At 69.9% G+C, this 13,626-nt stretch carries 8 protein-coding genes (1 of these 8 only partly in view); 6 read left to right on the top strand and 2 right to left on the bottom strand.

From position 1 onward, the window contains the following. From ACN27F_RS02885 to ACN27F_RS02870, 4 genes are all read left to right on the top strand, one after another. Positions 1-2,064 carry a hypothetical protein gene (locus ACN27F_RS02885; RefSeq protein WP_421430999.1) on the top strand — a complete coding sequence of 688 codons (2,064 nt, stop codon included), beginning with the start codon at positions 1-3 and terminating at the stop codon, positions 2,062-2,064. Continuing rightward, a complete protein-coding gene (locus ACN27F_RS02880; protein ID WP_421430998.1) occupies positions 2,048-2,929 on the top strand; it encodes a GNAT family N-acetyltransferase in 882 nt (293 codons plus the stop codon). Before ACN27F_RS02885 ends, ACN27F_RS02880 begins: the two co-directional genes overlap by 17 nt. Then, positions 2,926-3,978: an NAD-dependent epimerase/dehydratase family protein gene (locus tag ACN27F_RS02875; protein WP_421430997.1), complete on the top strand. Its 1,053-nt coding sequence runs from the start codon at positions 2,926-2,928 to the stop codon at positions 3,976-3,978. The genes ACN27F_RS02880 and ACN27F_RS02875 overlap by 4 nt, the downstream gene beginning before the upstream one ends. A gap of 407 nt (positions 3,979-4,385) precedes the next feature. Next, complete coding sequence (locus ACN27F_RS02870) at positions 4,386-4,826, top strand: hypothetical protein (protein ID WP_421430996.1); 441 nt, start codon at positions 4,386-4,388, stop codon at positions 4,824-4,826. A 391-nt stretch (positions 4,827-5,217) separates the two neighbouring features. Here ACN27F_RS02870 and ACN27F_RS02865 read toward each other — a convergent pair whose 3' ends face one another. Further along, positions 5,218-5,733 (bottom strand): DUF4254 domain-containing protein, encoded by a 516-nt coding sequence (locus ACN27F_RS02865; RefSeq protein ID WP_421430995.1) that lies wholly within the window; start codon positions 5,731-5,733, stop codon positions 5,218-5,220. Between the two features lie 34 nt (positions 5,734-5,767). After that, positions 5,768-6,412 carry a heme oxygenase (biliverdin-producing) gene (locus ACN27F_RS02860; protein ID WP_421430994.1) on the bottom strand — a complete coding sequence of 215 codons (645 nt, stop codon included), beginning with the start codon at positions 6,410-6,412 and terminating at the stop codon, positions 5,768-5,770. 220 nt (positions 6,413-6,632) lie between these two features. On the opposite strand from ACN27F_RS02860, the gene ACN27F_RS02855 reads away from it, so the two are divergent. Then, on the top strand, positions 6,633-6,965 hold the full coding sequence (locus ACN27F_RS02855) for a hypothetical protein (RefSeq protein ID WP_421430993.1): 333 nt from the start codon (positions 6,633-6,635) through the stop codon (positions 6,963-6,965). A 93-nt stretch (positions 6,966-7,058) separates the two neighbouring features. After that, on the top strand, positions 7,059-13,626 hold the 5' portion of the coding sequence (locus ACN27F_RS02850) for a hypothetical protein (protein ID WP_421430992.1). 25,700 nt of this gene lie beyond the right edge of the window; only the first 6,568 of its 32,268 coding nucleotides appear in the window; its start codon is at positions 7,059-7,061; the stop codon falls past the right edge of the window.

Genomic DNA, 13,626 nt, shown 5'->3' with positions numbered 1-13,626 from the left:
GTGCCGGAACCAACCGACCCCGTCGGGGCCGCGGACCGGTTGGCGGATCTGCTCGGCGACGCCCGGGGCGCCGAGACCATCAGGATGCTGCAGTGGCTGCGGGCCGGCGGCGACGCCGCCCACCCCACCCCGGCCGCAGCGGCGCGGATCGGCGTGTGGGACGTCACCGACACCGGGACGGGCCCGGGACTGCGCCGCCGCGACGGTGTCTCGACCGCGGAGACGAGCACCTGGTCGACTGCGCAGGACGTACCGGGTAAAGGGGACGCCCGACGGGTCGTGCTGCTGGGCGAGTCGACCGCCCGGGGCTATCTGCTCGACCCGGTGTACAACCCCACCATGTCCCTGGCTCGGCATCTCGACGCCACCGGGGGACCCGGGTACCAGTGCATCGACCTCGCCCGGACCAGCCTGAGCCTGGCACAGCTGCGACAGATGGTCCACGAGGTCGTCCGGCTCGCCCCCGACGTGGTCGTGGTCTTCGCCGGCAACAACTGGACCATATCGTCGTACGACGGCCTGCACCCCGGCCGCACGGCACTGCTCGCCGACGCCCTGCGGTCCGGCGGATACCGCGCCATGCGCGACGCCCTGCTCAACGACATCCTGCTGCCGCAGATGGACGACCTGCTCGCCGACCTGCGGTGCCTCCGTGACGACACCGGGGTACGGGTCGTGCTGGTGATACCGGAGTTCAATCTCTGCGGATGGTCACCGCTGGGACCGGTGGACGCCATCGACGTTCCGATGATGGAGGAGAAGACCCTGTCCCGCTGGTACGCGGCGCGGCAACGGGCTCTCGCCGCGCTGGCCGACGGCCGCTGGGAGGACGTGACCGACATCGCCGCGGAGATGATTGGCCTGGACGACGGACTCAGCCCGGTACCGGGTCACCTGCTCGGTACGGCGCTTGCGGCGACGGGCCGGCACGCCGCCGCCCGGGAGGCGTTCGAGCAGTCACGCGACAGCGTCTGCGGTCTCATGATCAAGTATCTGCCCCGTACACCCCGGTTGGTACAGGACCGGCTTGTCGCGTTCGCCCACGAGCACGGCCTCGGCGTCGTTGATCTGCGCAGCCAGTTGGGCAGCGACGACGCACCGGAGCTGCCCGACCCCGACCACTTCCTCGACTACTGCCACCTCAGCCACAGCGGTGTCGACCGTGCCATGGCGGCCGTGGCCCGGCAGATCACCGACGAGCCGCCGGGCAGCGGTGCCCACCGACCGGTCGACGGACGCGAACGCGCCGTCAGCCTGGTTCTGGCGGCGACCTACAATGCGTTCTGCGGCCAGCCGGCCGCCGTCGTCCGCCGCTACCTCGACCGGGCCCTGACCAGCCACCCGCCGATCCGACTGACGCTCGCTTCGCTCGACCGGCTTCTGGCCCGCCCCGGCCCGGTCTGGGCGAGCCCGCATCTCGGCCCGCTGGCCGCCGATCCCAACGCGGCTCTGATGTTCGAACGGCTCAGCGACTACCGGCCGCACGAGTCCAGACTGTGGACCCTGCGGGAGTGCCTGGCCGGGATGCTCACCGGCGCTGACACGCCGGTGCAGACCAGCGCCGGGGCAGACGGTGCCCCGCCCGCGGCGGCACCGGTGGTCGAGTTGCTCGACATCGCCTCGACGATCCTCGGGGTCGGCGCGGTACGCAACTACACCCCGCCCAGGTGCTACCTCCAGGCCAACCTGCGGGAAACCGAGCTGCGCCTCACCCTGGACCGGCCCGTCGACGGCGTCCTACGGGTGACCCACCGGCACCGCGCCGGGGCGCCGGATCCTGTCCGGCTGACCGTCAACGGCGCCTCCGTCGGGCAGTTCACGGCAGGCCCGAGTTGGGGTGTCACGAATCTTCCCGTATCCGCGACGACTACCCGCAGCGGTATGAACGAGATCAGAGTGAGCTGGCCGGGACCGGCCGTGGACGCCGCCACCCGGATCCGCGAGGACGCCGCGGCCCTCGGCCGGGGCGAGGCACCCTACGTGTTGCCGATCTTCGGTGAACTCTACAGCCTGACTTTCCACCCGGTTGCGGCCGAGGAAGGCGACCATGGAGCTGACGAATGACCGGCTACGGCTTGCCCCGCTCGACCTCGACCGGGATCTGATGGACCTACACGTCGCATACGCCGATCCGCTGGTGATGGCTCGCTGGCTGCACGAGCCCGCGTCGGGCTCACCCGACGAGACCCGGCGCCGGCTGACGGCCCGGTGCGGTCTGCCGGGCGCCCGGATCTGGTCGATCCGCCTCGCCGGTGGTCAGACGGCCCTGGGGCTAGTCGAGCTGATCGGGGCCACCTCGCCCCCCGGCCTGTCCTGGATGCTGCGCCAGGACGCATGGCGGCAGGGCGTCATGGGCGACGCCGTCGCCGCGGTCGTGGCCCACCTGCTCGGCCAGGGCGGACTCGACCTGGTGGAGGTGTGGGCCGATGCGACCAACACCGCGTCGCTGGCGGTGGCCCGGCGGGCGGGACTCACCGAACGGGGCCGGTTCGCTGCCCGCCATCCGGATGGCCAACGGCACGAAACGGTGGTTCTGGGAAGGCGGCGCAGTGAGGATCCCGCGGACCTGTACGCCGCCGAAGTCGTGCTCGCGGTCCGCGACGTGGGCAGCACACTGGACTTCCTCCAGGAGGCGCTGAACTGCACGCTGGCGTTCCGTCACGGCCGACCACTCAGCAGAGCCGGGGTCCGGTTCGGGCCGTGGAGCAGTAGCCGTGGCATCCAGTTGGCGCTCGCCCCACCCGCGAGCCGGATCGCCCCGGCGGTGGTCTACCTGCACGCCGGGGCCCCGGCCGAGGTGCTGCGTGAGCGGTGCCTGCGTGCTGGAGGTTGCGTGCCGGAGCCGGTCACGGACCAGCCCTGGGGGCGGTTCGAGTTCTCCGTCCAGCTGCCCGAAGGGCACCAACTCGTCGTCAGCACGCCGGTATGAACGCAACAGGGAGCCGGTTCTTCGCCGGGCGTGCGGTGACCGTCACCGGCGGAGCCTCGTTCATCGGATCGCACCTCTGCCGCGCCCTGCTGGAAGCCGGTGCCGCCGTCCGGGTCGTTGACGACTTTTCCAGCGGCAGCCAGCACAACCTCCACGACATCGCCGGTGACCTGGACATACTCCGACTCGACCTGCGGTCCCGGCCGGCGGCCGACGCGGCCTGCGCCGGTGCGGAGATCGTGTTCCACCTCGCGGCGGCCCATGGCGGACGAGGATACATCGACAACTACCAGACAATCTGTGCCGAGAACGTCGTGATCGACCAGAACGTTCTGCGTGGGGCGCTGAACGCGGGTGTGGACAAGGTCGTCCTCGCCTCATCGGCCTGCGTCTACCCCGGCTATCTCCAGCGGGCCGACACCGGGCACCGGCCGCTGCGGGAGGACCAGGTCGGGCCGCCGTACGACCCGGACGGGATGTACGGGATGGCCAAACTCATGGGCGAGCTGACGTTGCGGAACCTGCACCGGGAGCATGGTCTCGGTGCCGCGATCTGTCGATACTTCACCGCCTACGGACCCCAGTGCGGCGAGTCACACGCCATTGTCGCGATGATCGCCCGGGCGTTCGTCGGCACCGATCCGTTCGAGGTGTGGGGGACCGGTGACCAGGTGCGGTGCTGGATCTATATCGACGATCTGGTCCGGATGACCCTGCTGGCCGCCCAACGCATCGACGACGGAGGCGCGGTGAACATCGCCAGCGACGAGTCGCACACCGTGCGCGGTGCCGCTGAACTGGTACTGCGGGTCACCGGACGTCAGGCCCGGATCGTGAGCCGGCCGGACATGCCGGTCGGACCGCTGACCCGTACCGCCGACACCGCGCTGTCCCGCGCGCTGCTCGGGTACGTACCGCGGATCGGCCTAGCCGAAGGAGTACGACGTACCGCGCAGTGGTACTTCTCCACCAAGGACGAAGCCGTTGTGGCCGCGAACCTGGACCGCCTGCTGGTCGAGCGCGAGCCACTCGACCGGCGGGCGGGGTGAATGCGGGCCGGGTACGGCCCTAAGCTTGATCTTTAACCTGTTCGGCGTGGTCTTGGATTGGTCGGCTTCTTCAGTTTTCTTCCGTATGTTGGCCGGCTTTGTGCTGGTGATGGTTGTGGACGTCGTGGCGGGTGGCGGGGTGGTGGTTGTGTCGGCCGGGTGGCCGGCCAGGGCCTGGCCGGGAGGGGTTTCGGCGCGCTGGCGGGGCGTTCCCAGGACCGGCGGAGGCCGGCGGCGGCAGTGCGGGCGAGGCCGGGGTGCAACGCGTGCCAGGCCAGGCCGCCCCGGCGACCACGCCGCCCCTGACCGTCCGCGTGCACGTCCCATGTCCCTTCTCCGGCGCTCGTCGAAGCCAAGCCCGGGATGTTTCAGGACGCGGCCGTCGACCGCGGTGTAGGGTGGCCAACGTGGCGACCAAGATCGAGTTCAAAATCGACCCTGCTCCATCGATCGACTCGTTGATCACCACGCCCGAAGGCGGCCGAGCACGCCTGACGATTCACAGCGGGCGGATTCGCATGGTCGCTGCCAAGCCGAAGCGTTTCGGCATCTACTCGTCGACCGACACCATCGTCGAGACGACGCTGCCACTCCCCGACGGGCTCACCTACGCCGGCCCGCCGTCGACGATCACCGCCTCGGTCGCCGTCGCCGAAACGTGGGACGTCGGCGCAGCCCTGCGCCCTGCGGGGGTGCGCGATTGGGCAGCGATCGCCGAGCACGGGCGCGATGGCTCCGGGTCGTGGTCCGTCAACCTGTGGATAGCTGCACACTCCATCTCGCACCCAGCGCTGTTCACCTATCTCGTCCATGTGGTGGCACCGCCCGAGCTAATCATCGCCGAGTGACCGACGGCGGTCACGAGAGGAACGCCCGCTCGACGGCCACCTCAAACGACGGCCCGAACAGGACGGCATGGTCACGGCCGCAGTCGCCGCCCGCCGAAGACCGAGTTGGCGAACGCCAAAGATCGGGAGACCCCCTCGCCTGGCACCGGCGGACCGGCAAGTCCTCGGCCCGTCCCAGCGACCTGCGGACCGTCGTGACCGGGATGTCCGGCTCGATCGAGGGATTGGATGGTGGTCACCACCGGTGCAGGCGCCGGCGGACCGTACGATCGGAAACACGGGACTCCATCGATCACCGAGCGTAGACAAACTCTGATGATCGGTGTCGCGTGCCTGTCTGCTGCATCGGAGTACCTGCCTGTCCGGATCTTGGACGCCTACTGCCGGTCGCTCAGATCGGTTCCGCCGCCGGAGCCGGCAGATAGCGCTTGAGGACTCCGGCGCAGGGCAGCCGCCTGCGGCTGAGCCACAGATCCGTCCAATCGGTCACTGTGGCGGTGTTCAGGTCGGCAAGCTGGCGTCGCGCGTACCCGACGCGACGGTCTCCCGTCTCGTCGAACCTTCGCACCCGTAGGACTGCCACGGTGAGCCGGTCCAGGGTCAGGCCAACCGTGCAGGACAACGGCGGGACATCGACACCGTCGGCAGGCAGGGCCGCGGACGACAGGTGATCGATCTCCGTCACCAGGTCGGAGCGGGCCACGTTGTGCTTGTCCACCGATCTCTTCACCCGCCCGAGCCGTGCGTCGTCGACGGGACTACGCGCCTCGTCCTCCAGCGACCACAGCCGGGCATTCGTCCGGTACAGATCAGCGGCCAACATCGGGATTCCGCTCAGCATGGGAACCCTGTCCACCCGAAGCACCCGCAGGACGGCGGTGATCGGATCCGCCAGCACGTCGCTCATCAGGCTCCGTCAGCCACCTCTCCGGTGATGGGTGTCAGGCCGGGCCCAGCACCCGGTTCGCCAGCGCCGCGAACAGGGCATTGGTCATCCGGAACGCCTGCACCGCCTCCTGCGCGACGCGGTCACGTTCCGACTCGTCCCAGGCCACTGAATCGAGCAACGCGTGGTAGCGGTCCCGGAAAGCGGTCACATCGGGAACATCGGCAAATTCGTAGAATCTAATGCCGTGTCCGGTCAGGCCCTGGTGACGTGCCATCCTGCTGCGGAACACCTGCCCACCGGACAGGTCGCCGAGATAGCGGACGTAGTAGTGGGCGACGTACCCGGCCGGCCAGGTCCGCGCCAGCTCGGTGATGCGCCGGCAGTGCGTCGAGGTCTCGGGCAGCGGTTCGATGTGGTCCTGCCAGTCAGGACCGTGGTAGAAAGCCAGGTCGTCGCGGAGGATGGCGAGCCGGTCCAGCTCCTCGAAGACGAACCGGCCACTGACCGGATCGTCGCGCACGAGCGCCGCGGACTCCTCGAACGCCTGGAAGATGAAGTACCGCTGAGTCGCCAGTTCGCCGAACCCGCCCACCGTGAGCCGCCCCTCCATCAGGGCGTCGAGATAGCGTGCCTGTTCGGCCGTGCGGTGTGCAAGGTAGAGCGAATGTCGCAGCCTCTCGGAGAAGGTCCGACCCATCGTCGCTGTCCTCCGAACGCCGTTGGCCCAGCCGGCTGGTGAAATCCAGCGGCATCGGTAGATGCAAGTGTAAGCGTGCGGGCGCCGGCGTGGTTGGCATGCCAGGGTGCTGAACCTCGTTCCGGCGGTGCTGGATCGTCACGACGCGACCTGAACCCTTGAGGGGTGATGGGGCGTGCAGGTGACGACCGGTCGTGCCGTGCCGAGAGGGTGGTGTCTGATGGCAGGCTCCGAGGACTACATCGCTGCGGATCCGGAGAATCTGATACGGGGTGGTGTCGATCTCGCGACGGTGTCGGACATCATCGCCGCGCTGCTCGAAGACATGGAGTGGACGGCCGCCCACTTTTCCTACTCGGCCGGCGGCGCCGGCCACATCACCCACCTGCTGGAGAAGAACTACAAGCCGTCCGCCGAGGCGAGCCGGGAGTTCGTCCGGATGCTGAAGACGCTGATCCTTGACCACGGTGGCTCGGTGGTGGGCTCCGGCCAGGTGCTGGCAGCAGCCGACGACTCCGCGATCGACTCCGCTGGCGGCCGGCGCGGCGGATAGCCGCCCCGCGCGGCGGGTGACACCGCCAGTTTCGAGATCGAAGCAAGGGCTCAATGGCGTCGTCGGCCGGCTGGGGTGGTTCTCGTGGCGATCATGATCGAGAGTGAGGCGCTGCGTAAGCTGTTCCTGGTCGCGGCCGGCGACGAGTTTCCACCAGAGAACGAGGACGTTCTGCTGGCACTCGCCGACAAGTGGGACGCGTGGGCAGCCATCCTGGAAACCGGGGTCGAGCCGGAGCTGGTGCAGATCGTCCGGAAGATCCGGTCGAGCATGTTCGGGCAGAGTGAGCAGGCGTTCGCGGATCGGCTGGCTCCGTACGTCGTGGCCGAGCCGCACTACCTGGCCAGCCTCGCCGCCGAATTCCGGCAGATCGCCCAGATGTTGCGCGGGATCGGCTGGAACGTCGGCATCACCAAGTCGGCGCTGCTGCTCGAACTCGTTCAGCTGATGGCCGAGGTGATCTGGGCGTACGCGATGGCCGAGGTCACTTTTGGCGGCTCGTTGGCCTGGCTGGCCGGGCGGTACGCGGCGTTCAGGTTCATCGCCAACCGGGGCATCCTGCGGGTGCTGTGGGCGATCGCCGAGGCCGAATTCTTCGGCATCGCCTTCCAGACCGCGATCGTGGGGCTCGCGGCGGAGTGGCAGAAGGCAGTGCACAAGGGGACCCCGGGATGGGAGGAGGCCCGCGACGAGCAGGTCCTGATGGCGGTCAAGATCGGTGCCATCGGTGGGGCGCTGGCGGTGCCGCTGGGTGCCGTCACCCAATGGGTGGCGAAGAAGATGACCGGCGCGTTGAAGATCAAGCTGACTCTGGTGGGCGTCGGGGTCGGCGGCGGGAACGTGGCGGGCCGGGCCGGAGCAGACGGCGCGGGCGGGGCCGCCGGTGCCGTGATCAAGGATCTGGGCGGCAACGGTGCCACCGGCGCGGGCAAGGGAGCCGCAGGCAAGAACGGCGCAGGACCTGGTGTGACGATCACCGAGAAGGATCTGGCGGCGATCGTCAACAAACGGGTCGGTGAACTGGGCGCGAAGACGCCCCAACAGGTGAGTCGGGAGATCGCCGAGGACATCTTCCGGCTGACCGGCGGCCAGTTGAAGCTGGTCGGTGCCGACCGGTGGAAGCTGGCCGCGATCCACAACACCGAACAACTGGTCCAGGAATCGCTGCACGAGTTCCTCACCGAGTGGGCGGCCACCGGCGAGATCAACCCGTTCGCCGCCAGCGCCGGCCTGACCTCAGGGCTGGCGTCGCAGCTTGGCACCGGGCTGGGAACCGGTTTCAAACTGCGTACGCCGAATCCATGGGAGCTACCGATCACGGTGGCCGGAGCCGGCGGCGCGGCGGACGTGACGTCGAGCGGAACCGATCGGGACGGGGAACCGGTCGACGAGGAACCGCCGCCGCCGTACACCGCTGGCGACGGCGCGTCGCAGACGGAGGGGACGGCGGCGCCGGTGACTGGTGCCGGGGCCAGGGCCGGGGCCGGGGCCGAGTCCGCGTTCGGCCCGGCGCTGTCGACGGTGCCACCCTCGGTACCGACCACCCCGCCGCCGGCCTACACGCCCATCGCGCCACCGGTGTCGGCGAGGGAGCTCGGACCACAGCCGGAGACAGAGCCGGAGTCGGAGACGACCGGCCCGCCGGTGCACATCTCGGGTGTGGCCACGCCGGATGCGGTCGCAGCGGATGCGATCGCGCCGGATGCGGTGCTGCCCGGTGTGGCTCCTGCGGGCACGGCTTCTCAGGGCACGACTCCAACCGGCGGTCAACAATCGGCGGCGAGCTCGGCAGCCCGGCCAGTGGCGGCGCAGGCGACCCCCGGCGAGAGCACGGCGCAGCCACCGGCCCCCAACCCGGCGACCGCCAGGGTGCCGGTTCCCGAGTCGCCGACCACCGGCGCACCGGGCACCTCGCCGACGGCGACGCCGGGCCGGGCCGGAACTAGTGGCGCCACGCCGCCCGGCCCGGCGAACGTGATCTCCCAGAGCAGCGTGCCCGGCGTGCGCGGGCCGGCGTTGACGAGCGACGGACCGGACGGGCTGGCCAGCCCCGAATCGGTCACTGGCGACGGGGCGGTGCCGGGGACGGGCCAGGAGCCGTCGGGCACGGATCAGCAGCCGCCTCGCGGCGAAACGGATCAACAGCCGCCTCGCGGCGAAACGGATTCTCGTCCAAGGGTTGACGTGGACGTGTTCGCCGACGGAGGGCCCGGCCACGACGCGCCTCGGCACGACGAGTCCCCGCAGGACGGGGCCGGCGCGAGCAGCCTGGCGGACGGCGTGCCGTCCAGCGCCGGACACCCGGTGACGCCGGGAATGCCGCCGGGAACCGTGCGTCGCCTGTACGGTGACCTGCCGCCGCACCATGCGCGGGAGAGCGCGTCGACCGTCGAACGGCGGGTGGCGGCGACAGGCCTGCTGATCGCCCAGATCACCGGCGGGCGGTCTAGTGCGTCGGCGCGGCTGTTCGCCACGGCCGTGGCGGGATTCGGCCAGGCAGGGGTGGAGTCCGGCCCGGTCGGCAACCGGATGAACCCGGACACGGCCAGCTACCAGCGGATCGAGCGAGTGGTGGCGGACGCTCCCACGGGCGCTGCCGGGGTGCTGGTGACCCACGCCGGGCCCGGGGCACCGCCGGTCATGACCGTGGTGCACCACTCGTGGAACGGCGAGGTGGCTTTCGTCGATGCCGAGACCCGCGAGCAGGCAACCCTGCCGGCTCTGCCGCAGGAGGTGCGGTTCGTACCGTTGTCCCCGGCCTTGGAAGGCCTGTCCGACCCGACGGTCGACGTCGGGTTGTCCAAGGAACAGCTGGTCGACGAGCTCGCCGCGCTGGGCCGGGAGCTGCCGGTGGTCAATCCACGTGCGGGAGAGAAGGGCTACGTCGAGGTCTGTGTGGACTCGGCGTTGGCGTTGTATGAGTATTTCGCCGGCAAGGGCGTGCGGTTGACCCGGCCGGGCGGTCTCCGCGACGCCCGGTCGCTGGACCGTGTCCTGACCTGGTTGTCCGAGCAGCAGGCCACCGATGTGCCCGACTACGGCGCGGTGGAGCGGGCGATGACCGACGCGTCGCTGTTCTCGCAGGGCTTCCTCCGCGTCACCACGCCGCGCAGCCCAGACGGACACCTCTACCTGGTGGTCAAGTCGTCCGGTGGTCCCGCGTTCATCAACGCGTACGACCACACCGTAGGGAAGCTCCCGCCGGACCTTACGGACCTGAGGTTCTATCCGATGGCCGAGAGCATCCAGGTTGCCGCCGAGGACCGGCGGCCGGTGGGCGGACCGGAGCCCGAGCGGGTCGGCGCGCACCCGGGCGGTTCCTCCAGTTCGTCGGCTGATGGTGGTCCGTCGTCGGGTCAGCGCCCGTTGACGGTGGAGGCATTCGACACGGAAGTTGCCGGTAGCGACCCGTCCGATCCGGAACGCGATCCGAGGTGGAAGGGCAAGGGGCGGGAGGTCCCTGCTCCGTTGCCCGAAACACGGTTGGAGGTGCCGACAGAGTCGGAGACGACGCCGAGAACGAATGATGATGAGTCCCGGCCGGATGTGATGGTGTTCGTGCCGGAGAGTTTGGAGGGTCTCCGGGCGGCCGCGAACGGTCTGCGGGACTGGCACGGCCAGTGGAAGCAGCGGCTTGACGCTGTGCCTGCGGTGCAGCAGCGGCTGCAGGCGGATGATGCCGATGCCAGGTTCGCTCAAGGCGAGCTGGACAGGTTTGACGCGGAGCTTGATCGGGTGGTCGAGGATCTTCCGGTCACGACGTCGGCGGACGGCATCCAGTGGTGGCGGCAGATGTTCGGTGGTGTTCTGGTGGCGTATCAGGGCATGCGGAACGGGATGGACCACCTGGTGGGTCAGGTCGATGACTCGCTGGTTCCGCCGAAAGTCCCGCCGCTGGTTGCGCTGGAGCGGGCCGAGTCGGGTGTGGTCGCCGAGTCGGCGAGTGTCGCGGGCACCGAGGCCGCGCCGTCGGTGGGTGGCCGGGTCGCCGATGGGCGTGCGGCCGTGGGTCGGGTGTTGCGCAGGGTGGTGTACCGGCAGCCTCGTGGTGATGAGTTGGTTGTGGGTGGGCGGCCGGCCAAGTGGTATTCGCCGAAGCTGGACCCACGGTCGCCGGATGATGTCCGTCGGGTGTCTCGGCTGCGGCAACGACTCGTGGAGTTCGCGGTGCTACCGGCAGCGCCCGACAGCGCGCCAGCTGCGACCTCGACCGATCTGGCCACAGACGTCACCATCATGCTGGGCGAGCTGGGGGTGCTCGGCGATCAGAAGGATTCGCTGGTGCGCGGTCCGGCGTTGCTGCGGCGGGTGGGGTCGTTGCCGGGTCCGGCGACCGAGCTGTATTGGAGGCGGGTCTTCGACACGCGGGCGGACACCAAGGCCGAGACGGTCACCGCAGCGGTCGAGCGGGAGATCACGGTGGCGTTGGACGTGCTGCCGCAGCTGCGGTCGGTCGCGGTGACCAGGGATGGTGATCGTCACTCTCTGCGCCTGTTGGGTGAGTCGGGTTCTCGGCTGCCGGGTGCGGACGCCGAGAACATCGTCACGATGTCTCTCGAGCTTGTTGTCGACGTCGATGGTCCTGGGGTGACGCGGGATTCGCCGGTGGACGTTCGACGGGCCGACGGCGGATTTGTGATGCGGGTGCGGCGGGATGCCAGTGACGCCGCGTTGCGGGTGGGTGGTGCCGGCGCTCTCGCCCGGTGGTTGGCGGCTGCCGCCTCGCTGCCACCGGCCGGTTCCGACGAGGCATCGGCACCGCGTGTCGTGCCGGGTGAGGCCGAGCTGAGCGCCCGGCGGCTGGTCGGGGAGTTGGAGGCGTTCAAGCAGTTGCAGGCGGGTCGTTCGCGGTTCGGCAAGCTGGCCCGCGGCCGGGTGTGGTGGAGGGCGTACCGCCATCGGGCGGTCGAGTTGGCGCAGGCACGCGCGGCGGAGCGTGCCCGGGGCCTGCTGCGGGACAGTCGGGCGGAGCTGCCGGCTGAGGTCGTGGACGCGGTGAACGCCGCGCTCACCGGCCGGGCGGCCGAGCCGATACCAGCCAATGCTCCTGGTTACTGGTTGTATTTCGCGCGGCGGGTGATCGCTACCGCGCCGGCGATCGTCACGACGGGAGTGAGCGGCGAGCTCGTGGGTCGGCTGCCGGCTCTCGTCGCGGGCAGTATGGCCAGCAGCAGTGCCGGCGCGCCGGCGCAGGCGTTCGCGGATTCGAGCGCCGCGCGGACGAGCCGTAACCGGGAAGGGCCGGCGCGGGCCCTGCTGCGCAAACCGCCGGATCTGACGCGTGACCCGCCCGAGGTGGTGGGTACCCGCGAGTTCGTCTGGCCGCGGTTGCCGGGACCGAGATCGAACTTCGAGAAACGAACGCCGGCCGGCAATGCCCGGTCGGGAGTCAACCTGATCACGTTGGCCGCGTCGCCGACCGGCTCGGAGGTCATGGGCCTCGAGGGCGCGGCGCTGACGTTCGGATTCAACTCGGTCAACGCACTTTGGGACTGGTTGGCCTACCACCCGAACCGGATCACGGGGGCGCGCAACCGGCACGAGGCGCAGCTCACCGTGGACCACATCCGCAACACCGCGGTGGAGCGCATGTACTACCTGATGCGGGAGCTGGCGACCCGGCAGGACGGGCTGGGCATCCCGCTCACGCCCGACGTTCGGCAACACCTGGACAGCCTCCGCGAGACGATCCAGCCTCTGCGTCAGCGGATCGAGGCCGAGTCCAGGAGTCTGAACGACGACATGCGCCAGCTGCTCCGTAATCCGTTGCGGAGCAGCCAACAGCAGACCTACCGTCTGACGGAGCGGGGTGTCACGCCCGACAAGCCGATCGCGCTGACCAACGCGTCCTGGTACGGAGGTCAGGCCGCCGCCGCGCAGGCGCCGTCGACGGCGCTGTCGCACATCTGGAACAGCGCGATCAACCTGGCTGACGGCAACCTGTTCTCCGCCGCGCTCGGCGGCCTCGCCTATGGTGCGGGGTGGGCGCGGTTGCGCCCGCACGAGGCCCTGCTCGCGCAGAACGTCGCATCCTGGGATGCGCTGCAGCGGCTGATATTCCTTGACGAGATGGCGGAGTATCTGCTGGACCGCTACGCCGACGATGGGCGGAACCGGCAGGACCGGGCCCGTCCGGTGGCGATCGATGAGACGGTCGACCCGGGACGGCACTGGCTACCGCGGACTCTGCGGTTCGTGCGGCTGCGCAGTCTGGCTGAGGCGGCGGCGTACGGAAAGGCCGCCAAGGCGGCGGGTAGACCGAGTGAGGTCTCCAAGCGGCTGAACTACTACTACAAGGGTCCGGCCGCGCTCGTGGCGGCGGGTGGGGCCGCGGTGGCCGGCAGCGTGGCCTTCCCGATCGGTACGGTGGCGTTGCCCGTCACGGTGGTGGGTGCGTTCGCCGCCCGGTTGCTGGCGCTCACGGGTGAGATCCTGACCCGGAGCATGATTCCGAAGTACGCGTACTTCGACGTCCAGCGCAAGCTCCGCGAGGCCCGGCAGCCGGTACCGACGGCGGATCTGGCTGCGGAGGTCTCCGTGTTGGCGGGGATCGCATCGGTGGCGAACGGCAGGATCGCCGCAGTGGACCGGCAGCACCGGGTGTGGGACCTGCCGCGGTCGTTGCGGTTGCGGCTGTCGCACGTTGCCCAACTCGCCCGGC

Origin of the sequence: Solwaraspora sp. WMMB335 (assembly GCF_049179075.1) — a bacterium.
Taxonomy (GTDB): Bacteria; Actinomycetota; Actinomycetes; order Mycobacteriales; family Micromonosporaceae; genus Micromonospora_E.
The sequence above is the reverse complement of the archived record's forward strand: the minus strand, read 5'-3'. Positions and strand labels throughout refer to the sequence as shown.